The organism is Saprospiraceae bacterium (assembly GCA_016712145.1).
GTDB lineage: Bacteria > Bacteroidota > Bacteroidia > Chitinophagales > Saprospiraceae > Vicinibacter.
On record JADJRO010000001.1, the window covers coordinates 2929911 to 2956153 of the forward strand.

At 36.5% G+C, this 26243-nt stretch carries 23 protein-coding genes and 2 pseudogenes; 8 read left to right on the forward strand and 17 right to left on the reverse strand.

Translation table 11 applies throughout. The features are described 5' to 3' along the window. The first annotated feature begins 69 nt into the window (after positions 1-69). On the forward strand, positions 70-516 hold the full coding sequence (locus IPK91_11995) for a hypothetical protein (protein ID MBK8297975.1): 447 nt from the start codon (positions 70-72) through the stop codon (positions 514-516). 45 nt (positions 517-561) lie between these two features. Here the strand turns inward: IPK91_11995 and IPK91_12000 are convergent, their stop codons facing one another. After that, positions 562-1755, reverse strand: coding sequence for a thioredoxin family protein (locus tag IPK91_12000; protein ID MBK8297976.1), 1194 nt, complete (start codon positions 1753-1755; stop codon positions 562-564). Positions 1756-1990: 235 nt separating this feature from the next. On the opposite strand from IPK91_12000, the gene IPK91_12005 reads away from it, so the two are divergent. Continuing rightward, the gene (locus tag IPK91_12005) at positions 1991-3169 is read left to right on the forward strand and encodes an aspartate aminotransferase family protein (GenBank protein MBK8297977.1); all 1179 of its coding nucleotides are present in this window, start codon (positions 1991-1993) and stop codon (positions 3167-3169) included. A 175-nt stretch (positions 3170-3344) separates the two neighbouring features. Here IPK91_12005 and IPK91_12010 read toward each other — a convergent pair whose 3' ends face one another. Next, positions 3345-3923: a DUF3109 family protein gene (locus IPK91_12010; GenBank protein MBK8297978.1), complete on the reverse strand. Its 579-nt coding sequence runs from the start codon at positions 3921-3923 to the stop codon at positions 3345-3347. Between the two features lie 164 nt (positions 3924-4087). Here IPK91_12010 and IPK91_12015 point away from each other — a divergent pair, with 164 nt between their 5' ends. Genes IPK91_12015 through IPK91_12030 form a run of 4 tightly spaced genes read left to right on the forward strand, consistent with a single transcriptional unit; the run spans position 4088 to position 7584 of the window. After that, positions 4088-5404: a citrate (Si)-synthase gene (locus tag IPK91_12015; protein ID MBK8297979.1), complete on the forward strand. Its 1317-nt coding sequence runs from the start codon at positions 4088-4090 to the stop codon at positions 5402-5404. A 15-nt stretch (positions 5405-5419) separates the two neighbouring features. Next, positions 5420-5812, forward strand: a complete 393-nt coding sequence (gene gcvH, locus IPK91_12020; GenBank protein MBK8297980.1) for a glycine cleavage system protein GcvH — start codon at positions 5420-5422, stop codon at positions 5810-5812. A 12-nt stretch (positions 5813-5824) separates the two neighbouring features. Continuing rightward, the gene (gene vanZ / locus IPK91_12025; GenBank protein MBK8297981.1) at positions 5825-6184 is read left to right on the forward strand and encodes a VanZ family protein; all 360 of its coding nucleotides are present in this window, start codon (positions 5825-5827) and stop codon (positions 6182-6184) included. Between the two features lie 56 nt (positions 6185-6240). Then, complete coding sequence (locus tag IPK91_12030) at positions 6241-7584, forward strand: hypothetical protein (GenBank protein ID MBK8297982.1); 1344 nt, start codon at positions 6241-6243, stop codon at positions 7582-7584. A 172-nt stretch (positions 7585-7756) separates the two neighbouring features. Here the strand turns inward: IPK91_12030 and IPK91_12035 are convergent, their stop codons facing one another. The 5 genes from IPK91_12035 to IPK91_12055 all read right to left on the reverse strand — a co-directional run bounded on the left by IPK91_12035 (position 7757) and on the right by IPK91_12055 (position 17055). Beyond that, entirely contained in the window at positions 7757-8275 is a 519-nt protein-coding gene (locus IPK91_12035) for a hypothetical protein (protein ID MBK8297983.1), read from the reverse strand. 65 nt (positions 8276-8340) lie between these two features. Further along, complete coding sequence (locus IPK91_12040) at positions 8341-8826, reverse strand: hypothetical protein (GenBank protein ID MBK8297984.1); 486 nt, start codon at positions 8824-8826, stop codon at positions 8341-8343. A gap of 124 nt (positions 8827-8950) precedes the next feature. Beyond that, on the reverse strand, positions 8951-10633 hold the full coding sequence (gene ggt, locus IPK91_12045) for a gamma-glutamyltransferase (protein ID MBK8297985.1): 1683 nt from the start codon (positions 10631-10633) through the stop codon (positions 8951-8953). 410 nt (positions 10634-11043) lie between these two features. Beyond that, positions 11044-13500: a TonB-dependent receptor gene (locus tag IPK91_12050; GenBank protein MBK8297986.1), complete on the reverse strand. Its 2457-nt coding sequence runs from the start codon at positions 13498-13500 to the stop codon at positions 11044-11046. 177 nt (positions 13501-13677) lie between these two features. After that, on the reverse strand, positions 13678-17055 hold the full coding sequence (locus tag IPK91_12055) for a methylmalonyl-CoA mutase family protein (GenBank protein ID MBK8297987.1): 3378 nt from the start codon (positions 17053-17055) through the stop codon (positions 13678-13680). Between the two features lie 158 nt (positions 17056-17213). Here IPK91_12055 and IPK91_12060 point away from each other — a divergent pair, with 158 nt between their 5' ends. Further along, the gene (locus IPK91_12060) at positions 17214-17876 is read left to right on the forward strand and encodes a hypothetical protein (GenBank protein MBK8297988.1); all 663 of its coding nucleotides are present in this window, start codon (positions 17214-17216) and stop codon (positions 17874-17876) included. Between the two features lie 430 nt (positions 17877-18306). Then, positions 18307-19086 carry an undecaprenyl-diphosphate phosphatase gene (locus tag IPK91_12065; protein ID MBK8297989.1) on the forward strand — a complete coding sequence of 260 codons (780 nt, stop codon included), beginning with the start codon at positions 18307-18309 and terminating at the stop codon, positions 19084-19086. A 187-nt stretch (positions 19087-19273) separates the two neighbouring features. Here IPK91_12065 and ric read toward each other — a convergent pair. The 10 genes and pseudogenes from ric to ccoS all read right to left on the reverse strand — a co-directional run bounded on the left by ric (position 19274) and on the right by ccoS (position 26166). Next, a pseudogene (ric, locus tag IPK91_12070) lies at positions 19274-19985 on the reverse strand (iron-sulfur cluster repair di-iron protein). A 21-nt stretch (positions 19986-20006) separates the two neighbouring features. After that, positions 20007-20720: a sulfite exporter TauE/SafE family protein gene (locus IPK91_12075; protein ID MBK8297990.1), complete on the reverse strand. Its 714-nt coding sequence runs from the start codon at positions 20718-20720 to the stop codon at positions 20007-20009. After that, positions 20717-21160, reverse strand: a complete 444-nt coding sequence (locus IPK91_12080) for a FixH family protein (protein MBK8297991.1) — start codon at positions 21158-21160, stop codon at positions 20717-20719. The genes IPK91_12075 and IPK91_12080 overlap by 4 nt, the downstream gene beginning before the upstream one ends. 5 nt (positions 21161-21165) lie before the next feature. Next, the gene (gene ccoG, locus IPK91_12085) at positions 21166-22569 is read right to left on the reverse strand and encodes a cytochrome c oxidase accessory protein CcoG (GenBank protein MBK8297992.1); all 1404 of its coding nucleotides are present in this window, start codon (positions 22567-22569) and stop codon (positions 21166-21168) included. Continuing rightward, complete coding sequence (locus IPK91_12090) at positions 22570-23061, reverse strand: c-type cytochrome (GenBank protein MBK8297993.1); 492 nt, start codon at positions 23059-23061, stop codon at positions 22570-22572. Then, positions 23041-23184, reverse strand: a pseudogene (locus tag IPK91_12095) (cytochrome C oxidase subunit III). The gene IPK91_12090 and the pseudogene IPK91_12095 overlap by 21 nt, the downstream one beginning before the upstream one ends. After that, positions 23185-23703, reverse strand: a complete 519-nt coding sequence (locus IPK91_12100) for a hypothetical protein (protein MBK8297994.1) — start codon at positions 23701-23703, stop codon at positions 23185-23187. Beyond that, positions 23700-23879 carry a CcoQ/FixQ family Cbb3-type cytochrome c oxidase assembly chaperone gene (locus IPK91_12105; GenBank protein ID MBK8297995.1) on the reverse strand — a complete coding sequence of 60 codons (180 nt, stop codon included), beginning with the start codon at positions 23877-23879 and terminating at the stop codon, positions 23700-23702. Before IPK91_12105 ends, IPK91_12100 begins: the two co-directional genes overlap by 4 nt. A gap of 5 nt (positions 23880-23884) precedes the next feature. Beyond that, positions 23885-26008, reverse strand: a complete 2124-nt coding sequence (gene ccoN, locus IPK91_12110) for a cytochrome-c oxidase, cbb3-type subunit I (GenBank protein MBK8297996.1) — start codon at positions 26006-26008, stop codon at positions 23885-23887. Beyond that, the gene (ccoS, locus tag IPK91_12115; protein MBK8297997.1) at positions 26005-26166 is read right to left on the reverse strand and encodes a cbb3-type cytochrome oxidase assembly protein CcoS; all 162 of its coding nucleotides are present in this window, start codon (positions 26164-26166) and stop codon (positions 26005-26007) included. The genes ccoN and ccoS overlap by 4 nt, the downstream gene beginning before the upstream one ends. Between the last annotated feature and the right edge of the window lie 77 nt (positions 26167-26243).

Sequence of the window (26243 nt, forward strand, 5' to 3'; positions counted from 1 at the left end):
TTTTATTGTTATAATTTAACCCATACAGTATCAAGTTCAATTTAAATTATTAACAGCAGTTTATTAATTATGAAAGACTATTTTCGCTCACTCTTTGATTACCACGTTCGGGCCAATGAGCTTTTTCTGGATGTGTTGTATTCAGAAAACAAGCCTATTGATGAATATGCTTTCAAAATGTTTCGACATTCCATCATGGCTCATCATGTGTGGAATCACCGCATGTTAGATTTAGCATATGACCATGAATTCTGGGAGCCTTTGAGTAAAATCCAATTAGAACAGTTGATGATTCAAAACAAAGAAGAGACTGCTCAAATTTTGAATCAATTTGATTTGCAAGATGAACTTGATTATAAAAATCAACTGGGCGAATCCTTTTCAAGTAAAATTATCGATATCCTTTCACATGTAAGTCATCATTACGCCTATCATCGGGGTCAAATAGCACGCAGCCTTCGGGAATGTGGTATTGAACCACCAAAAACGGATTTAATTATATTTAGAAGAACCTAGTATTGTCAATATAGTAAAACTAGATAGCGTTTTACACGAATCAACTTAAATTGTCACACCCCAATCACGGAGCATGGCTTCCAGCATTTGAGTAGGTTCAGCTTTTTGTTTGGCAACTTCAAGACCCTTCTTTACAACAGATATCGCCTCTTCTTTTTTGTTATTGTAAAACAAGATGCGACCGTAATTAATATAGTGGTCTTGTTGTTCAAGCAGATCAAGAGCTTTTTTTGCAGATTTCTCAGCAAAATCCATGATCTTTTTATTGTCTTTAAAATTTTTCAAACACAGTTGTGAAAGTATTTTATTTTTTGCTGCATCGTTTTTAGCAACCTTATTGCTGTAAAGTTTTGCAGCAACTAAAAATTTGTCTGCATCACCGGTAGCACCATAGTAATCCATGTCGGTGGTGCTTTTAAATTCGTCGTATCGATCTGGTATGTTTTTAGCTTTTTCCTGTGCTTCATTCAGTAAGCTTTCATTTCGATATTCCATGGCTTTTTTAATGGTCTTGGTACAAGCCATCCAAATTTTATTTTCGTAAACAGTTTTCGATTTTAATTTTGAAATAGGCTCTTTGTATTTTACAAGATAATCAAAAATCCTGGAATCTGCTTCAGTGGCTGATTCTAAAATGATTTCGAGGTTTTCCGGAGTCGTTAAATCTTTTTGACTGGATAAATATTCATTGGCAATTCGCAAAGAAGGCTTTCCAACCTGATTCAGTGATTTTATATAAGCCAGAACGGTAGCAGGATCTCGTTTCCCTTCATCATACAATTTGGCCCAATTTCCAGATTTATCAAATTTTTTAATGGCGTCTTGTCCTAATTCGATAAATGACTCCGCTGGACGTGCACCGCTGCTGTTGTGTACGATTTTTCCTTCAGAATTTATATAAAGCAAGGTAGGATAGGAACGAACCGAATAGCGCTTGCTTAATTCCGGACCTTCGCCTTTTTCCATGTCCATTTTGACATTGATAAAATTGGCATTGTAATAATTACCCACCGCTTCATCTACAAAGACAGTTGAAGCCATTCTGCGGCAGGGGCCACACCAGGTTGTAAAAGCATCCATAAAGATTAACTTATCCTCTTTTCCAGCTTTTTCCAAGGCTTCTGCAAAGGTCCCGTGAAAAAAGTTGATTCCCTTTAAACCGGTTCCTTCTGTTTGACAAAATCCCTGACTTAATCCAATCAAGGCAAAAAGGAAGGTGATCTTAAGTGTTTTTAACATAAATTCTTTGAATTAGAACACAAATATCTTAATAAATTTAGTTGCAGGGGAATTGTTGGAGAAATTAGGAAAAATTTAATTTAAAATTTTGAGGAGTTTAAACCTCGCTTCGATAAGTTCAACATTAAACTGGGGTTTAAGCAGCAACTTCGTGTTGATTACTTGTGCTTAAGTCTTCTATTTTTAAATTTCCGAATAGTCAAGGTTGCATACATTTACAGGGTCAACTGACAGTATGTATATACGCCACCAATTTTTAGAACGCATTGCTCAAACCAGTGATATTTCACAACAGTTTGAGGTGTCTTCAGCAAACGGGTGTTATTTAGAGACCAAATCAGGAGATAAGTTTCTGGATTTACTTTCTGGTTTTGGGGTCAATAATATTGGACATGGAGTTACTCCAGTTATTGACGCCATTCATAAGCAATCACATGCGTATTTGCATACCAATGTTTATGGAGAACATATTCAAAGTCCACAAATTCAATTTGCTGAGCTATTAATTTCTTTGTTGCCAGGGCCTTTAAACGCATGTTATTTTTTAAATTCAGGAAGTGAGTGCGTTGATGCAGCAATTAAGTTGGGACGATTGGCAACCGGACGAACTGAGATTATAGTTTGCAGCCAGGCATATCATGGAAGTACACTCGGTGCAGAGTCGTTGCGTAGTGATGCAAATCACAAAATGGGATTTCTGCCTCTAATTCCTGCTATTCGATTTATACGATTCAATGAAGAAGCAGATCTTGAGCAAATTACCAGTCAAACTGCACTAGTTATTACAGAAGTAATTCAATCAGAAGCCGGTGTCAAGATGGCAACTCCGGACTATTGGAAAAAACTCCGAAAAACCTGTGATGATCAACATTGTTTACTGGCGGTAGATGAAATTCAAACCGGAATGGGTCGAACAGGAACTCTTTTTGCATTTCAGGCATATGAATTTATTCCGGATATGTTGTTATGTGGAAAGGCATTGGGTGCAGGAATGCCACTTTCCGCTTTGATTTGTAATCAAAAGTTGATCCAACATTTTTCCAAAAAAATACCTCTGGGATACATCACTACTTTTGGAGGACATCCGGTTTGTTGTGCAGCTGGATTGGCCGGATTAAACTATTTATTGCAACATAATATTCTGGATTCTGTCAATGAAAAAGAGCAACTTTTCAGGCAAGCATTAAATGCTCAAGCGTCGAATGAACTGCGTGGTATTGGCTTGTTGCTTGCATTTGAACTCGGATCAACCAGCAAACTTATGAAGGCGATTCAAAAATTATTTGATCTCAAAATACTTGCAGAAAGTTTTTTGTTTTGTCCGACTGCTTTGAGAATCGCACCTCCCCTGGTCATTGAGCTAAATGAAATTAATAGGGTGTGTGATCATATTAAGGAAGCCTGCAACTTTTAGGCAAACGGGAACCAATCCTAAATGATAAACCTAATAAACAATGCGAGGTTTTTAATTTTAAATCAAAGCAAATCGTTTGCCCTCGTCAAATAAGTATTTTAGGTACAAAAAGCTAATACATATTAAGCTCCGGCAATCATTGCAGCCTATTAAAATCGAAGTATGGCAAGATTTATTATTTTTTCAAAGCTTCGTAAGCCGCATCGAGTTGATTGTAAAAAGCCTCTCCAAATCGGCGGATAAGTGCAGCTTTTACAAACCGGAAAAGAGGCATTTTATGTTCCTGGCCGAGTTTACATCCTGCTTTACAGATATCCCATTCATCGTAGTTGATCGCAATAAACCCCTGGGATTTATTTTCTTTGATCCGAATGGGATATAAATGACAGGAAATGGGTTTTTGAAATTCACAAGCGCCTGCTTTATGTGCTTGTTCTATACCACAAACAGCAATTCCATGTTCATCCTTATTCATAAAAACGCAAGCGCCATCCTCCATGAGGCTGGTACCCCAGGATTTATTTTCTCGATAATAGCTATAAAGTCCTACTTTTTCAATCTGATTTTGAGAATCGGTGTTCAAAAAAGGCTTAAAGTCCTCGTAGCAGTTTTCCAGAATCGTTTTTTCTGCCAGTGTTAGTGGAGCTCCAAAATCCCCTTCATAACAGCAAGCGCCCTTGCATTTATCCAAGGCACAGATAAATTGATTTTCCAGGACTTCGTCACTGATCAGGATGTTATCGATCATCAACATCCTGCAAAGCTAAGCAGCTTGTATTAATTTTAGAAAATCAGGAAGATTCCATCCAACCGGTTAAAATTGGGCTATTTCACAAAAAAAATCTTTTTCTTTTCGTAATTCAAAAACATTATACTTTTGCGCTTTGTTTTTCGACAGGAATAGTTACAGTAAGTAGGATGGATCGCCTTAAAACATTATTTAAATCCCAATTAATTTCTTCAGTAGAAGAAATTAAAACCCTTGTAAAGTCACACGGTACAAGAATTATCGACAATGTACAAATAGAGCAGGTTTACGGGGGTATGCGTGGTATCCAAAGTATGATTTGGGAGACCTCTTCTTTGGATTCTACTGAAGGCATTCGGTTTCGGGGTTATTCAATACCTGAACTTCGCGAACTGCTTCCTAAAATAAATGGAGCAACGGAACCCCTTCCGGAGGGCCTTTTCTGGTTAATGTTGACTGGAATTTTGCCCACTGAAGATGATGTCAAGTGGCTAAGCCAGGAATGGCAGCGACGGGCCATACTTAGTGAAACGGTAAAAGATCTTTTAGACCATCTGGATGTCCAAAAAACACATCCAATGACCCAGTTTAGCATTGCAATTATGGCTATGCAATCCGAAAGTGTATTTGCCCAAGAGTATGAAAATGGGATGACCAAGGCCAGTTATTGGGAAATTATGTATGAAGATTGTATGAATCTCATCGCTAAATTGCCCCTGGTAGCAGCCTTTATTTATCGCAAGTCTTTTTACAACAATCAACACATTGAAGCAGATCCTGGGTTAGATTGGAGTGCCAATTTTGCCCATATGTTAGGTAAAGATGAACCAGCATTTAAAGATTTGATGCGTTTGTATATGACCATCCATGCAGACCATGAAGGGGGAAATGCCTCCGCCCATACGGTGCATCTGGTTGGTTCTACACTCAGTGATGCCTATTTGTCATTAGCTGCAGGGATGAATGCACTTGCCGGACCCTTACATGGATTGGCAAACCAGGAAGTGATGGACTGGATTTATGATATGATCCGGGATCTTGGTACACCCACACCAACTAAAGAACAAATCGCAGAATATGTGAAAACAACGCTTTCTCATGGCGTTGTTGTACCTGGGTATGGACATGCGGTATTGCGAAAACCGGATCCTCGGTTTTTGGCTCAGAAGGATTTTGCAGAAAGGCATTGTGCAGATGATCCAATGGTCCAAATCGTTTGGCACGTATTTGAAGAAGTTCCACCGATTTTGGAAAGTTTAGGTAAAGTAAAAAACCCCTGGCCCAATGTAGACGCACATTCTGGAGCCTTGCTGGAGCATTATGGAGTGAAAGAACATAATTTTTATACAGTCATGTTTGGAGTTTCAAGAGCTTTAGGTGTATTGGCCCAATTGTGTTGGGATCGCGCATTAAATCTACCCTTAGAGCGACCAAAATCAATGACCACTGAAGAAATTAAAGGCTTTTTATCAAATTCAAATAATTAATCCGATCTTCGTTTTATGAATTTTCCAGACAATCTGAAATATACCAAAGAACACGAGTGGCTATTGCTCGAAGGCAATCAAGCTACCATTGGAATTACTGAATTTGCTCAATCCGAATTGGGTGATATTGTTTATGTTGAAGTAGAATCTGTCGGCGATGAAGTTTCAAAGGACGATATATTCGGAACTGTGGAAGCAGTAAAAACAACCTCTGACCTATTTATGCCAGTATCCGGTAAAGTCATTGAATTTAACCCGGAACTTGATGAAAAAGATGGAAATGATCCGACTTTGATTAATTCTGATCCATATGGTAAAGGCTGGATTATTAAAATTGAACTCAGCAATACAGAAGAATTGGATCAATTGCTGGATGCGGCATCCTACCGCAGCCTAATCGGTAAGTAATTTAATCAGTCCATGTTTTCCAGGAAGCCAAAGTATTATTTTATTTTGGCCTGGTCGCTTGTAGGAGCCATTATAATTTTATCCTTATTGCCTGGAAATGATCTGCCAACGCTCAATTGGTGGGATCACATTCAAGTAGACAAAATTGGGCATATTTTATTTTATGGAGCTACTGCCTGGTGTTTTAAAAAATATAAACTAGAACAAGCCGACCCATCCAGGATTTCATTTATTTACATCGCTCTAATTTTAATGGGCATTGCACTAGAATACTTTCAGGAAATTATGCAATTAGGAAGACATTTTGATGTTTTTGATGTGGTGGCCAATAGTTTTGGTGTAGGCTTAGTTGCTTTCATAAAAAGACCTTAAAAGAGATTGTTCGTTGGAATTCAGCTTTTACACTATTTTTGATTCCAATGACGAATTTGAAATCTATTTCACTGCTTAGCCTGATATTGAGCATCGCAATTTTAAGTTTTGCCAATTTCAATATTAAAAAATGGAAAAATTTTGGCACAATCGATTGGGATGTTATTGGTTATTACGATTATTTGCCTGCAAGCTTTATTTATCATGATTTTTATATGGATTTTGTTAAAACAGATGCCAAGTACGCAGAGCAGCATATGTTTTGGCCAGTTCCAGCACCAAATGGGAATTTGGTAAATAAATATACAATGGGCATGTCCATAATGTATGCTCCTTTTTTCTTTGTCGCTCATTTAAAATCTCAAGCTGCACATTCAAACCCAAATGGTTTTAGTTGGTATTATCACAAATACATCCATCTGTCTTGTTTATTTTATCTGATCATTGGCTTAGTTTTTTTACGAAAATTATTATTGCGTTGGTTTTCTGAATGGGCTGTGGCTGTTAGTATTCTTGCTATCAGTTTGGGAACTAATTTATTTTATTACGCCAGTTCGGAAGCAGCCATGAGTCATGCCTATAGTTTTTCCTTGTCTGCCATTTTTTTATATTCGGTTTGCAAATGGTTTGAATTGCCCAAATGGAACTATGCAATCCTGATTGGAATCAGTTTGGGAATAATGAGTTTAATTCGGCCTATCAATTTATCTTTTGCCTTGTTTCCTTTACTATATGGTGTGCATTCTATTAAAGATTTACAAAAAAATGCATTACTTTTTATAAATCAATACAAACATTTTCTTGGCATTTGTTTGATAATTGCATTGATTTGGTTGCCACAACTTATGTATTGGAAGGCTGTTACAGGGAGTTTATTTTATTACTCTTACCAAGACGAGCGTTTCTTTTTTCTGGACCCGCATATTTTATTAGGGATGTTTAGTTTCCGGAATGGCTGGTTGATTTATACCCCAATTTTTATTTTTGCTATTTATGGAATGTATCATTTGGTTCGCACACAACATAGTTTAAAATGGACTATACTTGGATTTTTTATAGTCTATAGTTACATTGTATTTTCATGGTGGTGTTGGTGGTATGTTGGATTTGGCAACCGAGGTATGATTGACTTATATGCTTTTTTGGCCATTCCATTTGCAGCAGCAATGGGTTTCATTTTAAACAAGTCTTCAAAAATTAAAATACCAATTCTCAGTTTCGTTATATTATTGATTTTATTTTCTCAATTTCAATCCTGGCAATACCGGAATGGGATGTTGCATTTTGACAGCATGAACTGGAATGCATACAAAGCTTCTTTTGGTAAAACAAAATTTGATGATGCTATAAAGAATAGTTTAATCCAACCGGATTATGAGAAAGCGAAAAAGGGAGATTAATTAATTAAGAATTACGAATTACGAATTACGAATTATGGGAGCGTAGCGTATCCCACTTACTCGCGGGAAGAAATAAGAATTAATAATTAAGAGAGCTTTATGGGCGTCGCGATTAGTTGCTGGGCTTATTTTGAATTAAATTAAAAAAGCATTCTTCTATCCAAATTGATTATTAATCTGGCTTGTTTATAATATTATTCTTCGTCAATTTTTGTAAAATTTGTTCTAGTTCGTCTGATTTTAAAGTTCCGATTAATAACTTGGTACCATTTTTCAAAACTAATTGCAAGCCCATAGTTCCGGACATGTTTAATGCACGTCCTTTTCCAAATAAGCCCAATCGAAACCCCCAGCCACCATATTCTGTGATTGGATTGTATTTCCGAATGTAGGCTTTGTCTATTGAATCCCATGTTATCGTTTGTTTATTTAGATGAAAAGGAAAAAACTTATAGGATATTCCAAGTTCGTTGATTTCAGTTTCAAGAGTGGATACCAAAAACAGTATAATAATTAATATTGGAATTATTGAAATCAATAATAAAACAGTATCGCTTACCGGTTTGTCACCAAATGGTATTTTTAGTATAATTTGTTGATATAATCCATATAAAAACAAAGCGGTAATTCCAATTATTAATACCCAAAACCACCATTGAGTGAATTTTTGTTTTTCATTGAAACTTATCATAGATGCTATTTTTTATGTGATAAATTATTTTTTAAAATCAAAATATAACAAATTTAAAATTACTTCTAATTTGTTTTAGGATAAAACTCCAATCTATATAATTTAAAAAGTTCTTTTCCAATATTTTCCACTGAATGAGGTGGTTCAGGTTTTTCCCAGGAACCAATATTTAATTCTTCCTGTTTGATTCGAATCGTATCTTGTTTTAATAGACTTAGTTTATTGTTGTCATCCAAACCAAACGTATTGTAAAGAAGAGGCGAATTATTTACAACCCAAACAATGCTTTTTCCTTTATGAGTATGGATGGGATCTAATTGGCCTGGAGGTACAGTTACTTCCAGGATTCTAAATTCAGGTGTTTGGAAAATAAGTTTATGAAATTCTTTAGCCGCAATCAACGCATCCAAGCTGTCTGGCCAATTCCAGGCATCTTCTGTTTTAGCTTGTTTCGGAGCTTCTGATGGTTTCTGTTCATTTTTTAAGTTAATAAACAGGAATACAAGAATTCCTCCGATAATTAATCCTGATACAAAATACGTGGTCTTCATGTTTTTGTTTTATTGCTTGAAATGAATGTGTTACTGCATGAATAGAATTTATTAATTTCTTGCGGTATGCTAATGTCTAAAATATAATTAACAAATTTAAACTAATACATTTATCAAAACTTTTTTAATATCCTACTGCTCCACCATCCGGACTGGAGGAATCGGCGGCGCCAACATACACTTTAAATTTTTCATCATATAAGATGCCCATGAGTGAACCCAAATTATCCACTGGAAAAAGTCTATGTCCTAAAGCCTCCAATGCAGTTTTTGTATCGGGAGACATCAGATTCTTTTCATAAAGAATGAGATCAGGCAACCATTGATGATGAATTTTCATTGCTTCAATGGCTTGATCAATTGGCATCTTGTAGGCAAGCACATTTAAAACAGTTTGAAAGACCGTATTGATGATGGTTCTTCCTCCCGGCGAACCAATGATTAAATACACTTTACCGTTTTTTGTGACGATCGTTGGTGTCATACTCGATAGCATTCGTTTTTCAGGAGCAATCAGATTTGCGGGGGATCCAATTTGACCATTTTGGTTTGTTGCACCAGGCAGGGCATTAAAATCGCCCATTTCATTGTTGAATATAAAACCTAATTTTTCGGAACCCCTTCTCAATCCATAAGCGTATTCTAAGGTGTAAGTCAATGAAACTGCATTGCCATCTTTGTCAACGACTGAAAAATGAGTCGTATTGGAGCCATCATAGGGGTGGCCAAATTTTGATGGATCACTTACAGAAGCTTTATTTGAATTGATTGAAGAAAAGCGCTTTTTAGCAAATTCTTTAGAGCACAATTTTTCCAAGGGCATATCCGGATTAAAATCTGGATCCCCTAAATAAGCTGCACGATCTGCAAAAGCCCGGCGCATTACTTCAGCAATCAAGTGAACGTAGGCCGTTGAGTTAAAGGGAATGGAGTCGAAATTCGATAGCTCCATGAGGTTCAACATTTCTATAAGTGCAACTCCACCTGAACTGGGAGGACCCATTGAATATACTTCATAGTTTTTAAAGCTTCCTTTGATTGGCGGCCGTTCGATTGGAGTGTATTTTTCTAAATCTTTTTTTGTTATTATGCCGCCATTTTTTTTCATGAATTGTTCGATTTCTTCTGCAACATATCCTTTGTAAAAACCATCCTGACCCTTGTCTCGAATCAATGCCAATGTTTTTGCAAGAGCTGGTTGCTTCCAGGTTTCACCTGGTCGGGTCATTTTTCCATGCGCATTGTTAAAATAGTTTTTCATATAATCATTTGATGGTTCTGAAGCAATTAGTTCAAGGGCATCTAAATAGAGACCCCAGGGCATGATAAATCCCTTTTGAGCTAAATTCACTGCAGGTTGTACTAACTCCTTCCAGGCAAGGGTCCCATATTTTTGATGTGCTAAATACAAACCGGCAACGGTTCCAGGCACACCAACGGCCAACATGCTTTCATGATTGCTTTCATGAATCAATTGGCCTTTGTTGTCTAAAAACATGTTTGGACTTGCGGTAAGAGGCGCTTTTTCACGAAAGTCAATGGTAGTAACCATTCCTACGGCATTCATGAAAACCAAAAAACCACCACCCCCAATATTTCCTGCTGTTGGATGTGTAACTTGCAATGCAAAGGCTGTGGCTATGCTGGCGTCTACGGCATTGCCTCCTTTTTTTAATATTTCGATACCAATTTCTGAGGCGATTACATTAGAAGACACCACCATTCCCTTTTGACCATAAGTCTGTGCATGGCTTATTGATAGATTCATTGAAAAGAACCATGCGAACGCAATGGTTAAAAAACACATTAAGCTTAAATTATTCTGTTTCATTCCTGATTCACTTACAGAATTAAAGATAAGCAATGCATTTTAAATAATCATTGGGGTAATTTTTTAGGCATCGAATAATTTGGTCCACAGTTTGTTTATAACAACCCAAATACAACATGAATTCAGGTGTTTGTAAGAATGCAAATCGCTTTAATAGCGTTTTAAAAATTACTTAAAATGAAAAACAAATCGGAAAGTCAAATAATGGGTTTAATCGGAAATAAATTTTAATTTCTCTCCAAGCGTAATTTAATTCGAATAAAATAATTTTGTAATCAGCTATATGCTAAACTGATTTAGCGAAAGTATTAAAACAAGTTAAGTGATTTTTTTGCCAACAATTAATTTAGCATTCAATTTTATTTTAAGAATTTATTTTCCACAAATTATCCTTGTCCATTACTTGCCCTTCTTTTTTCTTCTTCTACACCGCCAGCTTTGCGGGGTGCGTTTCCGAGTTTTAAACTACCAAAACGATAGGATAAAGAAAGGGAAGCCACACGCGTTTCTCTTTTAACATCAAAGTGCTCATAATAATCTCTGTAATTAATATCGGCTTCCGGTAAATTAGTCCAAAACAGATCACTAACAGATAATTTAGCATTGAGTTTTTTATTAAGAAACTGCTTTTGGATGCCAACAGACAATCCCCACATTGAATATACTTTCATAAAACCATAAACTTCAGGCGACTGATAACTAAAATTTATTTCAGAATTCCAGTTTTTTGAAAGTTTGATCGTATTGTTGCAACTGAGATTCACTACTAAATTTCCGTCTTGAAGAAGGGTATTTGCAAAGGTTCCAGTATACTTTCCTATCCAGCTGCTCACATTGATCACACTGCTCCAATTCTTTAAAATGTCAATCGTACCATTTGCGCTAACAGAAAGGTTTTCAAATTGTGTCAGATTTTCATGAGTTTGGACTGTAACACGATCCAAGCCTTCCACAGGTCCGATAACTTCTGTAATGTTATCAAGCGTTTGTGTATAGGAAATTGAGAAAGCGTAATTTTTATTGAGGGTGTGATTCCATTCAAAAATCCAACTGTATTGAGGATTGAGGAATGGATTTCCTTCCCGATAGGTACTGGGATCCAGGAAGAATTTAAATGGATTTAATTGTTGATAATTCGGCCGATCCAGTCTCCGGCTTAAATTGATACCCATGTCATAATTGGGTGTGAACTTATAATTTAGGAAAACCGAAGGAAATAAATTGACATAATTTTTTTCGAAAGTAAAATTATTGACAAGTTGATTTCCATTTGCTTTGGTGAATTCGCTGCGTAATCCAGCTTGCAAACTCAAGTGGGTCCAGTCTTGTTTATAATTCAAATATGCCGCATGAATTTGTTCTTTATATAAAAAGTGATTGCTTTTACTGCTGTCATAAACGGGTTGAGCATTGCTTTTGTCAAAGAAAGCCAGGTTGTTGTCTGCAGAAACGACACTTGATTTCAGTCCACTTTCGAATTGCCTGTTGTTGGAAATTTTTTTACTCAAATCAATTTTTATGGATTTAATATCTAAATTACCTTTCAAATCACCATATAGGTAATAGTCAGGCTTCAAAACGTGTTGATTTAAATCAAAATATTTGGTTAGAAAATTTTGTTCGGTGGTGTTTTTAAATTGTGCATAATCTAAATCAAAACTCAATTCCATTCCGGAACTATCCATAACATGTTTTCCATTGATATTAAATGAATAAGATGGCCAAACATCTTTACTTTGGTTGCTGGTCGAAAAGCTGGATTCTGGTAAAGATTGTTCATTTTCAACAATGGAATTGTTTTGTCCATGTGGTTTGAAACGATTTAATGAACTGTTTATGATAAAACCAAGAGTCGTTTTGTTGTTGGGCAATGTATAATCTGTTCCCATTCGAAGCGAAGCAAAGTGAAATGGAAAGACGAGGTAATTATATTGATCATACGCACCAGTCCGCTGTCCGTTTTCAAAGAATTCACGATACAATATGAGTTTATTTAATCCTTTTCGATAACTGTAATTCGAATTTCCAAACCAATTGAATCGTTTGTTTCGATGGTTGAGATTTAATCCAATTCCAGATTTTGAGTAAACACCTTGCCCATAATTTGCATTAACAGATCCATTGGTTCCAAAAGCCTGATTCTTTTTTAAGCGAATATCAATAATACCTGCATTGCCGGCAGCTTCATATTTCGCAGGAGGATTGCTAATGATTTCAATTCGATCCAGCATATTTGAAGGGAGTGCTTTTAAATAATTGGCAAGTTCGCTACCAGACAATACAATTGGTTTTCCATCGATCAATACCTGAACACCGGATTTTCCTTTCATAGAAAGAGCATCCAAATAATTGAGGGTCACACCCGGTGCTTTTTCCAATAATTCAAACGCACTGCTTCCTGCAGCCGTGATGCTGCTTTCAACATTCATGACATAGCGATCTGATTTGCGTTCTATAAAGGGTTTGCTTGCTGTCACTGTAATTTCGTTCATGGATTGATTTCGTTCATACATTTGTATTGATCCTAAGTCAATGGGTTCAGTTGAATTGATAAAGGAAAAGGCGTTGGAATAATAATTTTCATAAAAGGTCATAGATACTTTGATATAATATGCTTCGGGATTTAAGGTTTCAAATTCCAGATTAAAGACTCCTTGTTCATCACAGGCTGTTACCTTTATCAAACTACTGTCTTTTACAGCATATAATCCGACCCATGCATATGGAATAGACTGTTTATCGATTCCGGTAATTTTTCCAATAATGGTATACAAAGGTTTCGCAGTGGATTCATAAGAGTCAAGGCAAAGCCAAAGCCAAGCCATAAGCATGACGCGTATCATGATATTATAATTTAATATGAAAAAATAGTGCTTCTAATTCAGAAGCAAAACAAATGCACTGCAAACCTACGAAAGTATTCGTAGACATTGAGTTATTTTTTCCTTAAAATATTAATTTTTTAGTGATCCCTACAGGATTGCTTTAGGATATTTAAATTTCAAAATTCAATTTTGAAATTACATATTTCTCCGGTATTTACCTCCAACGGCATACAGTGCGGTGGTAATTTGTCCCAGAGAGCATGATTTTACGGCTTCCATCAATTCGGCAAACATATTTTTATTGTGTAATGCTGCCAATTGTAAGTTTTTAATTCTCATTACACCGGATTCTTTATGCGCATCTTTCAAGTTTTCCAGCGAATGAATCTGATCATTTTTTTCATCTTCAGTTGCCCGAATCACTTCTCTTGGTAAAACGGTTGGAGAACCATCTTTGGATAAAAAGGTATTGACTCCTATGATGGGATATTCGCCCGTATGTTTGAGCGTTTCATAATAAAGACTTTCTTCTTGTATTTTACTACGCTGGTACATCGTTTCCATAGCACCCAATACGCCTCCTCGTTCGCTTATTTTATCAAATTCAGAAAGAACCGCTTCTTCTACCAAGTCTGTTAGTTCCTCAATAATAAAGGAACCTTGTAATGGATTTTCGTTTTTTGCCAAACCCAATTCATTATTGATAATTAATTGAATGGCCATGGCGCGTCTTACAGATTCTTCTGTAGGAGTTGTTATGGCTTCATCATAGGCATTGGTATGTAAGGAATTGCAGTTGTCGTAAATTGCATACAATGCTTGCAAGGTCGTCCGAATATCATTAAAAGAAATTTCCTGAGCATGCAATGAACGACCGGAAGTTTGGATGTGATATTTTAACATTTGACTTCGTTCGTTTGCTTTGTATTTGATCTTCATAGCCTTTGCCCATATGCGTCGGGCAACTCGACCAATCACTGCATATTCCGGATCAACTCCGTTTGAAAAGAAGAATGAAAGATTGGGTGCAAAATCATCAATGTGCATTCCTCTTGATAAATAGTATTCCACAAATGTAAATCCATTTGAAAGGGTAAATGCTAATTGTGAAATTGGATTGGCTCCGGCTTCAGCAATGTGATATCCGCTAATGGAAACCGAATAAAAATTTCGAACGCCCCGTGTGATAAAATACTCTTGAACATCGCCCATTAATTTTAATGAGAACTCTGTACTGAAGATGCAGGTATTTTGTGCTTGATCTTCTTTTAGAATATCGGCCTGTACGGTTCCGCGTACAGATTGCAAAGCCTTGGTTTTTAATTCTTCATAAACTGCTGGTTCCAGAATTTCATCGCCTGTAATACCCAAAAGCAATAATCCCAATCCATTATTTCCGGGTGGCAATTCTCCTTGATATTTTGGCCTTGGGATGTTTTGATCATCGTATTTAGCTTTTAATGCAGCTTCTACTTTTGAAACCAGATTATGTTCATGAATGTATTTTTCACATTGTTGATCAATGGCTACATTCATAAAAAATGCACAAATGGTTGCAGCAGGACCATTGATTGTCATGCTGACTGAAGTTTTTGGATTGCACAAATCAAAACCGCTGTATAATTTTTTTGCGTCATCCAAACTGCAAACACTTACCCCGCTGTTTCCAACTTTTCCATAAATATCCGGACGATAATCCGGATCTTCTCCATATAGCGTAACGGAGTCAAATGCTGTACTTAAGCGATTGGCCGGCATATCCAAACTTACATAATGAAATCTGCGATTGGTGCGTTCCGGTCCTCCTTCACCGGCAAACATACGTGTCGGATCTTCTTCTTGGCGTTTAAATGGATAAACGCCTGCAGTATATGGAAACGTGCCCGGTACATTTTCCTGTAAATTCCATTTTAAGATATCACCCCAATCCTTGTATTTTGGTAAAACAACTCGTGGAATTCGGGTATGAGAAAGCGATTTTGTATAGGTAGGAACATGTATGGCTTTGTTTCGAACTTTATAAATGAATTCATCTGATGCATATGCCTTTTTTAATTCGTCCCAATTTTCTAATATGATTCTTGACTCACCGTCAAGTTTTAACTGAATTTGTTCTTCAGATTTTTTAATGGCATTTTGTAAGGTGCTATCTTCAATAAGACTGGCACTGGTTTTTAACGCTTGCCATTCATGTGCGATTTGTGCTTGTTGGTTAACCCATTCATCATATTGACGATTGTTGTCTGAAATTTCACTGAGGTAGCGGGTTCTTCCAGGTGGAATGATGAATATTTTTTCTGATTCTCCTGTAGCTAAATTTAGATTGGACTTTAGCGATATCTGAGTTTTAGTACTTATGAGCTCGATTAATTTTTGATAGAGGAGATTGGTTCCAGGATCATTAAACTGGGATGCAATTGTGCCATAAACCGGCATGGCATCGGTTGCTTTATCAAATGCTTTGTGATTGCGTTGAAATTGCTTGCGCACATCGCGAATGGCATCCTGAGCACCGCGTTTATCAAATTTATTGATAGCCACAATGTCGGCAAAATCCAGCATGTCAATTTTTTCTAATTGGGTGGCTGCCCCGTATTCCGGAGTCATGACATACATCGAAACATCGCTAAAATCTACAATTTCCGTATCACTTTGACCAATACCGGAAGTCTCTAGCAAAATCAAATCAAAATCAGCAGCTTTTAAAATGAGTAATGCATTTTTTATATAAGGAGATAGTGCCAGATTACTCTGACGGGTTGCCAGACTGCGCATATACACCCTTCCTCCATGAAATTCAGGGTGAATGGCATTCATTCGGATGCGATCCCCAAGGAGTGCGCCGCCTGTTTTTCGTTTGGAGGGATCAACTGACAAAATTGCGATCCGCTTATCACTAAAATCTAAGATAAATCGCCGGACCAGTTCGTCAACTAAACTGGATTTCCCGGCTCCCCCAGTTCCTGTGATTCCTAAAACAGGTATTTTTTTATGTGGATTTGCTTGATGCATGGTTTTAAGAATCGTGGCAGCTTGATCTGGAAAATTCTCTACTGCAGAAATCATTCGAGCCACGGCACGGAAATCATGATTGGCAATTTCTTTGACTTCCCCATTTAGAGAGCTGCCGGTAGCAAAATCACATTGAGATATTAAATCATTGATCATGCCCTGTAAACCCATGTGACGGCCATCATCCGGACTGTAAATCCGGTTAATGCCGTAATGATGTAAATCCGCAATTTCAGAAGGTAAAATGGTGCCACCTCCTCCACCAAATAGCTTGATATGACCGCAGTTACGCTCTTTTAACAAGTCAAAAATGTATTTAAAAAACTCGTTGTGTCCACCTTGATAGGACGTTATAGCAATGCCTTGTACGTCTTCTTGAATCGCTGCATCTACAATCTCCAGGGCAGATCGGTTATGACCCAGGTGAATAATTTCTACCCCACTGCTCTGCATGATCCGACGCATGATATTAATGGCTGCGTCGTGCCCGTCAAACAGGGAAGCTGCCGTCAGGATGCGTATTTTATGTTTTGGCTGATATACAGCAACTTCTGTGACCATAAGCTCCAATTTAGGACTCAAAATTAATGAAAGAGGCCTATACCTGTTGGTCGAATTCTAAGAATCCTGAGCTTCGGACTGAATATGGATTTTAAAAAAATTCAATTTTTATTGTCGAAAATTTAACATAACTTAGCAATTGGAGTCTAATACAAGAGATGTTAAAGAAATTTTTCATATTAGCGATGCTATTCCTGAGTTGGAATCCGGAATCCAATGCCCGCCAATGGTTGGTCTTTTTTGCAAAGGATGGATTTTTTGATGGGGTTTTACGTCAGTCGTTTGGTCATGCCTATGTTGGCTTGATCAAGGAAGATACAGCCAGTAAACAAAACCTGTTATTAGCATGCTGGGGTTTTTATCCGAAAGGAGGTTTGCAAACTTCGGGGATCGTAGGTTATATGAATGGATCCATTAAAAATGACTGGAATAGTAAACGTGAGCACAGTTTCATTGTGGAAATTTCTGAATTTGAACTTATTGCCTGTTTACATTTAAAAAAATTATGGGAACACAAAGCGTATTCATTAAGGGCCAATAACTGCCTTCATTTTTTACGAAATTTTGGACAGATCATCTCCAGAATCAAATTGCCCGAAGGTCGGTATTTATTACCCTCTTCTTATTTAAATGCGCTGCGTAATAACAATCGGGATATTGAATACAAAGGCCGGATCAATAACATACTTCCAAAAGCTTATGTAGTAAAAATGAAAAAGGCGAAAATGTATTCAAAGCCCAAAGATCATCCACTTCGTAAAAAAGCTTGGTTTGATTTTGTAACCAAAAAGAATAAGAAGGAAACGCTCACCAAGATTTAGAAATAGGAAGTACCGAGTCTGTAGTCTGTAGAAAAGAAGTCTGTAGAAAAGAAGTCTGTAGAAAAGAAGTTTGTAGAAAAGAAGTCTGTAGAAAAGAAGTCTGATAGGAAGAAATGGTTCAATGGAAACTTTGTTATAAATTGATTTGAAAATAACATCATTTAATAAGCATACTAAGCAGATTCTTACATTGGAGCATAGTACCCCGCCTAAGCCGTCTGATGATTCATTTTTATTTGGAAATATATCCTGGATCAGCTGTCGTGCATTGAAAGATTGCAGCATCGCAAATTTGTAGCATTTCTCTTCAGACTTCTTTTCTATAGACTATAGACCCTGGTACCTTCGCAAATGTATGATATACCATAACTCTTAATAAACTAATGAATTTCTTCTTATGTTTGTCGCTTATTTTTGAAATTAGTTTGCTATGAATTTATTGGACGCCTTGATACTTTCAATTGTAGAGGGAATAACAGAGTTTCTTCCAATATCCTCTACCGGGCACATGATCCTAACTGCTCATCTTTTGGGCCTTGAAAATTCAGAATTTCTTAAAACATTTGAAATTTCAATTCAATTGGGTGCTATTCTGGCAATTGCTGTCATGTACATCCAACGGTTTTTTAATGGAATAGAAATTTATAAGAAGTTGTTCGTTGCATTCATTCCAACTGCAACCATTGGTTTTTTAATGTATAAAATTATTAAAGCCTATTTGTTTAATTCCTGGGTAGTCTCCTTTAGTTTGATTCTTGGCGGATTGTTATTAATCATCTGGGATAAAAAATTGAAAGAAGCTAAATCTACTGTGGTTGAATTAGAATCCATTTCTTATAAAAATGCATTTTACATTGGCTTTATTCAATGTATCTCAATTATACCGGGTGTTTCCAGGGCTGGCGCCAGCATTATAGGTGGAATTTTCAATGGCTTGGATCGAAATCAAGCCACCGAATTTTCATTTTTATTAGCAGTTCCAACCATGTTGGCTGCAACTACATACGATTTATTAAAAACTCCTTTACATTTTAGCAGTGAGCAATTCACTTTGTTAAGTGTTGGATTAATAGGTGCATTTGTCTCTGCCTGGATCACGGTTCGCTTTTTAATCAGGTATTTGAAACATCATGGCTTTGGGGTGTTTGGTTGGTATCGAATTGCCCTCGGACTGGTGTTTTTGATTTTACTTTCTTGTTCGGTGATTTAAAATTCTTGCTAATTCTATAAAATCCGTTTTTTTAGAATCTTTCAATCTTCAAATGCAAGCATTGTGAAGTATTAATCATTTCTTGAGGATTCAATTGTAAGCCAATTTTTTTTCGCTCTATAAAACTAAAGGTATTAGAATTATTGCAAACTGAATCCTTGTATTAATACTATTAATGCTTTATTACTCAATTTTCCAAAGCAATTGCTTTCGGAAACAGAATATTGTTTTCAAGATGAATGTGATGATGGAGATCCATTTCAAATTCTTTTAACATAGAAAGACACACCTTATGGGTTATGCAAGCAGCTGTAGGGGGTTCGTAGTGATTGGTAAGTGTTGAAATTTTTTCAAAACGGGATCCTTCAATTTCATGGTCTTGCATAAGAATATTCACAGGTGTTTGTATGCTGGAAAACACATTGTCTGATCCTGAATTTACAATGGTTTGTACTTTATTACGAATATATGGAAATAAGATCATTTCCTCTTTTCGCATATGGACATGCATATCTAGAACAGATTGATCGAAGAGTTCTTGAACCTCTATCAATTGAGGGTAACGACTTCCATGTGCATTTACCAATTTGGTCAAATACGTTTGGATCATAGGCGTTTTCTCAACGAATGTATCTATGGTGTTTTTTTTCAATGTAATCCGCCAATAAATCCAGTGGCCAATCCAAAAAATTTTGTGTTGAATCGGATTTAATTGATAAAGTATATTTCAAATCTTTGATAAACGTTTCTGAATCGATGTTTTTACTTTGGCAAGCTGCATCCAGGCTCATACCTCCTTTACAGCAAAAATCAATGCCGTATTTTTCAAAGACTTCAGCTACTTTAAAATTAGAAGCGACTACTTCGCCTACTTTTGTTTCTTTTAATATTTCTATCATGATGTATATTTTTAGATTTAATTAATTTTTGCAACAGTGTTTAATGCAGGTTCCAGATGTTTCAACAACCGGACTAATAAGAGGAATTCCGAGATTCATGCCTCGTAGTATTAATAAAGAGGAAGACACTATTATGAATACCGGAATTGCTTTCGTTAATTTTTGACGCCATTGCTGGTTTATGTAATTTCCTAAAAGTTGCAAGCTTAACATCAAAGGAATGGTGCCCAGCCCAAACAAAAACATGATGGTACAGGATGCAATAAACGTTCCCGAAGCTAAAGCAGCTGCCAATGCGAGATATACCAGCCCACAAGGCAACCAGGCATTGATAAGGCCTAATTCAAAATGGAATAGGGGACTTTGTTTTTTGGTAAATTGTACATTAAGCAAGTTTTGGATTTTATGATTCCAGGATTGAAGTATACTGGATTTATTTTTTGAAATATAGGGCAAAAGAAAAAGTAGCAAAATAAAAAGTCCACACCCGATGGAAAGATATTGTTGAAATCCTGCCATTGAAACCTGATTACCAATTAAACCAAGGATTGCACCCATTGCTGTATATGAAACAGCCCGACCAAAATTATATTCTAAGGCCGTCCGGAGTTTTTTCTTCGGATTTGTTTGCAACCCGACAACACCTAAAGCCAATGGACCGCACATCCCGATGCAATGTAAGCTTCCCATTAAGCCCATTAAAAAACCGGCTACCAGTGCTTCGTAAATGTTCATGCTTCTAAAAATTTAAATTGGTCCCTATACACATAGGGTTTTCCATTTGATTCCCATTGCATCTGAAGTCTGTAATAGCCTTTACTGAATTTTTCGGTGGGAATTATAATTTTACCGTTTTCATTTGTCTTGATATCTAAGTTAAAATCTTTGCTTTGATCCGACATTTTAATAAATTCCAAATGAATAAGGGGCTGGTCTTTTATGCCTTCTTTTGGGAAGTTGATTTCAAGATGCTCACTGGATAACTTTAGATTGATAGTCTCATTCAAAACATTGAGATTATCTGATCCGGTGAGAATTTTTTGAAATTGAATTTCTTTTTCATAGTAATTCGTTTCCAGCATCTCATTGGTTTGTTGAGATGCTATATATAAGAAACTGATTATCATTACAAAGAATAATGCATAAGCTATTAAAATTTTATATCCCCAACTCATAATGATTATTTAAATGGTCCTAGAAAATTAGTTTTTAATGTATGGATCAAATCACTCCCTTGGAAAATGTTTAATTTGATTTCATTGCTTCTTTTAAGCACTTGATCTTTTGATAAGCCAATAAAGAATTCATATTCAGAAACAGATTCAGGGTTAATTTTAATTTCGTGATTTCCTATGAGTTGAATGCTTCCGTTCTGATTAGCTAATTTGATATCCATTTTTTGTGTGTCCCTGCTTTTATTTATAAACTTTATAGTGTATAAATTTGTGATCTGGGATTCACTAACCTCCTGATATAATTGTCCTGGAACGCGTTGAACATAGGCATCAATAGTATTTCGAGTTGCAATTAAAACGACCATCGCAAGGATTAAAATACTGAGTAAGGCCGTATAGGCCTTCATGCGGTTATTGAATTTAAAGCGGGTTTTTCCAGACACTTCATTTTCGGATGCATATCGGATTAACCCTCTATTGAAACCTACCTTATCCATTACTTCATCGCAGGCATCTATGCATGCAGTGCAACCAACACATTCCATTTGCACCCCATTGCGAATGTCAATGCCTGTTGGACAAACCTGAACGCATTTCATACAGTCCACGCAATCGCCTTGAGTTCGTTGTTGATTTTTATGGATGCGTTCTCTTGGTTCGCCTCTCGTGTAATCGTATGAAATTTGCATGGTGTCTTTATCAAAAAGCACACTCTGAAGGCGTCCGTAGGGACAAACGGTGGTGCAAATAATATCACGGACAAATGCAAACACTCCATAAAATAAGAGCGTAAATACAATTAATCCACTTAAGAGGCCAATGTTTTCTGAAATGGGTTTCAGTATAATTTTATATAACTGATCCACTCCAATGATATAAGCTAAAAACGTATTGGCTATAAGAAAGGAAAATGCCAAAAAAATAAAATGTTTCAAAGATTTTTTAAGCCACCATTCGCTCGTCCATGCTTTTGACTGCAGCAGTTTTTGTTGTCCGGGTGAACCTTCAATCAGCCATTCAATTTTTCGGAAAACCATTTCCATAAAAATGGTTTGTGGACAAGCCCAACCACAAAACAAACGACCGTAAATAACTGTAAATAATGCAATAAAAATGATAAAAGTGATCATGGCCACTGCAAAAATGAAAAAGTCATTTGGCCAAAATATCTTACTAAATAATATAAACTTTCCTTCAAGTATATTGAATAATACCAAAGGTTGATTGTGTACCCAAATAAATGGAATGGTAAAAAAGAGAATCAGATATACAAACGAACTGTAATTTCTGTAATTGTAAAATCGTCCATTGACCTTACTGGCAAAGATCCATTTTCGGCCGCCTTGCTCGTCAACCGAACTGATTCTGTCTCTAAATCCGGATCCTTCCTGTAGATCATCGAGGTTCATCTACTTAGTAGTTTTCAAAGTATCTTGTTTTGCATCCGTATTACCAGGTGTTGCTTCTGTATATAAAGTTCCTTGAGCAGCTTTAGCACCGGGAGGATTCGTTCCTTTTAAAGATTTTATATAACTCGACAATTGTGCAATTTGATTTGGACCGTATTCATCTTTCCAGTTTCGCATGCCTTTATCCATCACACCATATTTTATTACCGTAAAAATTTCTTTTACAGAGCCACCATGAATCCAATATTCATCAGTCAAATTTGGTCCAACCAATCCTTGTCCTTTGTCTCCATGACAAACTGCACAAGTAGCTTTAAAGATGGTTTTACCCTCTTCATATTGGCCTGCAGGTAATAATTCTACATTATTTTCATCAATCTGATCTCCTTTTTCACTTAAATAGAGTGCTTGTTCTTGTTCTGCAATTTTCATGGCATTTTGATATTCTTTTAATTGGAGCGGTGCAGATTCAGCGATGTGGTACCGATACAAATAAATTGCAGCAAATAGAATGGTTCCAAGAAATGCAGCAGTAAACCAAGGAGGTGTAATGTTATCCAGTTCGCGGATTCCATCATAATTATGACCGGTATCTAGATCGCTTTCGCTTTCAATTTATTTAAATACATTGATGCGATCCCACCAACTTGGTTTGATTTCTACAGTTCGGGTTTCAAATTTCTCAATTCCCGTATAAAAACGAATCCATTTTCTAATTAATATCAGCGCATAGATTTCAACAGCAATTATGATTAGCATAAGCCAACCTTGAACGCTTAATAAGAAAGTAAAATTTTGTGGATTGCCTGCAACGGCATTGGCTTGTTGAGCAAATGCCTCCTGACTGCTATAGAAAATCATAACAATCCATAATATTGCTTTTAACGTGTTGTTGTTTTTATCTATATAAAAACGAATCGATGAGCGCAACACCCCTAAAAGGGCAATAATAACGATTGCTAATGTAAATGCTATAGCAAAAAGTGCAGTATCTAAATCCAGGTAAAATCCACTTCCAGTTGAAGGTGCTTGTGTTGCAACGGCAGTGGTTCCCTGAGCATCAATTGGTAAAACGAATCCTATCGTTATAAATAGGAATAAAAAGGGTCTAATTATAAAGTGTAATGCTTTCATAAAGTCTTAGTATCAGATTTATCTAATGGCAATTCTTCCATGGTACGAATCATTTCACTGTTTGCTTTAAATGCATAAATGGTAACAGCAATAAAAAAAAGTATAAAGACCAGTAATGAAATCATAGGATAAATTTCAATTCCGGTAATTTTTTCCAAATAATTATTGAATTTCATAATTCTTATCGTTTTGAATTAACACGTGTATCTTTTCCTAATCTTTGCAAGTATGCAATGAGTGCAACAATTTCTTTTTCAGCAGGTATGCCGATTTTATCTTCACGCAAGTTGTTGGATATTTGTTCTGCCTGTTTTTTCAAATCCTCATTCGCCGTAGTTTCAAATCCTGCCGGATAAGGAACCCCCATTTTGCGCATGGCATGAATTTTTGATGGTGTAGTGGACGTATTTAAATCGTTTCCAAACAGCCAAACATAACTTGGCATATTCGACCCTGGTGAAACCGATTGAGGATCTAACATGTGATTAAAATGCCAACTATTCGGATATTTTCCACCTACCCGTGCGAGATCCGGTCCTGTTCGCTTACTTCCCCATTGAAATGGATGATCATACACAAATTCTCCTGCTTTTGAATAGTCCCCATATCGCATCACTTCATATCGGAAAGGTCGAATCATCTGGGAGTGACAATTATAACATCCTTCGCGAATGTAAATATCCCTTCCTTGCAATTCCAGAGGGGTGTATGGCTTTACGCTTGAAATGGTAGGTACATTTGATTTTACTAAAAATGTTGGAACCAATTCAACTAAACCTCCGATACCGACAACGATTAAACTCATAGTAAGCAATAATACGGGTTTGCGTTCGATGACACTATGCCAGAAAGCAGATTTTGGTGCCTGGTAATTTTTACTTAAAGGTGCAGCCTCAATTGATTCGGTTTCAATAAATTTTCCAGAACGTACTGTTTTTATTAAATTGTAAACCATAATGAATACACCAATCAGAAATATGGTTCCACCCAATGCCCGCAATAAATAAAAAGGCATTACAGTTTGTACAACATCCATAAACTGGTATTGCAATTGACCTTCCGGTGTAAATGTTTTCATCATAAAATAAGTCCGGAAAGCAGACCAATACATTGGAATTGCATAGAGTATAATACCTAAGGTGCCAATCCAAAAGTGTGTGGATGCTAATTTTTGAGAATACAATTTGACATTGTACATTTTTGGAAATAACCAGTACAGCATTCCAAATGTTAAAAATCCATTCCATCCTAAGGCTCCTATATGAACGTGTGCAACTGTCCAGTCACTGTAATGTGAAATTGCATTCACATTTTTAAGCGACATCATCGGGCCTTCAAATGTTGACATACCGTAACAGGTAACTGCAACTACAAAAAATTTCAATACCGTATCTTCACGAACTTTATCCCATGCTCCCCTTAAAGTGAACAGTCCGTTCAACATTCCGCCCCAACTGGGTAAGATTAGCATGATTGAAAAAACGGTTCCCAATGATTGTGCCCAATCTGGTAATGCAGTATATAAAAGGTGGTGCGGACCGGCCCAGATATATATGAAAATTAAAGACCAAAAATGCACAATGCTTAAGCGGTAAGAATACACCGGACGATCGGCAGCTTTTGGTAAGAAATAATACATCAAACCCAAGTACGGGGTTGTTAAAAAGAATGCAACCGCATTGTGACCATACCACCATTGAACCAAAGCATCTTGAACTCCAGCATACCAGGAATATGATTTGAACAAGTTGATTGGGAATTCCAAGGAATTGACAATATGAAGCATGGCAACAGTTACCCATGAGGCAATGTAAAACCAAATCGCAACGTACAAGTGCCGTTCCCTTCTGGTTAAAATGGTTCCAAACATATTGATACCAAAGACCACCCAGATTAAAGTGATTAAAATATCAATGGGCCATTCCAATTCTGCATATTCCTTACCCGTTGTGATACCGCAAACCAAGGTTATGGCTGCCAATACAATGATGGATTGCCATCCCCAAAAATGAATTTTGCTTAATTTGCTGCTCCACATGGACGTTTTCAGTAATCTGGGCAACGAATAATAGATGGCGGTGAAAATACCGTTTCCTACAAATGCAAAAATCACTGCATTGGTATGCAAGGGTCTTAATCTGCCATAGGTAGTAAATGATAAATCAAAGTTTAGAGCGGGAAATACAAGTTGAAATGCAATCAGGACTCCTACCAACATACCAACAGCACCCCATAAAATGGTTGCCATTGCAAAAAGTCTTGGCATTTTATTGTCATAGTAAACGGTTTCTAATTGTGCATTCATTCTTCTTTCTTGATTTTTTCTTTTCGTTCAAATAAAATACGATGGGCTGATGCGTATAAATCTTCAAATTGTCCGTCATTTGAACTCCATATAAATGCCACTAGAAAAGCACCGGCAATACAGACACTGACACAAATTAAAATAATTAATACGCTCATAATTTGATGAGCAAAATTAAAAGCAGGGGAAAACCATCTCTTAGACCATGGTCATCCAGTTAAATGATTTTTATCAA

Bases quoted from the DNA above. Each gene is read 5' to 3' on its own strand.
- ccoN (MBK8297996.1), bottom strand. From the start codon at position 26,008: ATGAATGCACAATTAGAAACCGTTTACTATGACAATAAAATGCCAAGA.
- IPK91_12060 (MBK8297988.1), top strand. From the start codon at position 17,214: ATGTTAAAGAAATTTTTCATATTAGCGATGCTATTCCTGAGTTGGAAT.
- IPK91_12080 (MBK8297991.1), bottom strand. From the start codon at position 21,160: ATGAGTTGGGGATATAAAATTTTAATAGCTTATGCATTATTCTTTGTA.
- ccoG (MBK8297992.1), bottom strand. From the start codon at position 22,569: ATGAACCTCGATGATCTACAGGAAGGATCCGGATTTAGAGACAGAATC.
- IPK91_12065 (MBK8297989.1), top strand. From the start codon at position 18,307: ATGAATTTATTGGACGCCTTGATACTTTCAATTGTAGAGGGAATAACA.
- IPK91_12010 (MBK8297978.1), bottom strand. From the start codon at position 3,923: ATGTTGATGATCGATAACATCCTGATCAGTGACGAAGTCCTGGAAAAT.
- IPK91_12055 (MBK8297987.1), bottom strand. From the start codon at position 17,055: ATGGTCACAGAAGTTGCTGTATATCAGCCAAAACATAAAATACGCATC.
- IPK91_12040 (MBK8297984.1), bottom strand. From the start codon at position 8,826: ATGAAGACCACGTATTTTGTATCAGGATTAATTATCGGAGGAATTCTT.
- IPK91_12050 (MBK8297986.1), bottom strand. From the start codon at position 13,500: ATGATACGCGTCATGCTTATGGCTTGGCTTTGGCTTTGCCTTGACTCT.
- IPK91_12035 (MBK8297983.1), bottom strand. From the start codon at position 8,275: ATGATAAGTTTCAATGAAAAACAAAAATTCACTCAATGGTGGTTTTGG.
- IPK91_11995 (MBK8297975.1), top strand. From the start codon at position 70: ATGAAAGACTATTTTCGCTCACTCTTTGATTACCACGTTCGGGCCAAT.
- IPK91_12015 (MBK8297979.1), top strand. From the start codon at position 4,088: ATGGATCGCCTTAAAACATTATTTAAATCCCAATTAATTTCTTCAGTA.
- IPK91_12005 (MBK8297977.1), top strand. From the start codon at position 1,991: ATGTATATACGCCACCAATTTTTAGAACGCATTGCTCAAACCAGTGAT.
- vanZ (MBK8297981.1), top strand. From the start codon at position 5,825: ATGTTTTCCAGGAAGCCAAAGTATTATTTTATTTTGGCCTGGTCGCTT.
- ccoS (MBK8297997.1), bottom strand. From the start codon at position 26,166: ATGAGCGTATTAATTATTTTAATTTGTGTCAGTGTCTGTATTGCCGGT.
- ggt (MBK8297985.1), bottom strand. From the start codon at position 10,633: ATGTGTTTTTTAACCATTGCGTTCGCATGGTTCTTTTCAATGAATCTA.
- gcvH (MBK8297980.1), top strand. From the start codon at position 5,420: ATGAATTTTCCAGACAATCTGAAATATACCAAAGAACACGAGTGGCTA.
- IPK91_12000 (MBK8297976.1), bottom strand. From the start codon at position 1,755: ATGTTAAAAACACTTAAGATCACCTTCCTTTTTGCCTTGATTGGATTA.
- IPK91_12075 (MBK8297990.1), bottom strand. From the start codon at position 20,720: ATGAACATTTACGAAGCACTGGTAGCCGGTTTTTTAATGGGCTTAATG.
- IPK91_12105 (MBK8297995.1), bottom strand. From the start codon at position 23,879: ATGAAATTCAATAATTATTTGGAAAAAATTACCGGAATTGAAATTTAT.
- IPK91_12100 (MBK8297994.1), bottom strand. From the start codon at position 23,703: ATGAAAGCATTACACTTTATAATTAGACCCTTTTTATTCCTATTTATA.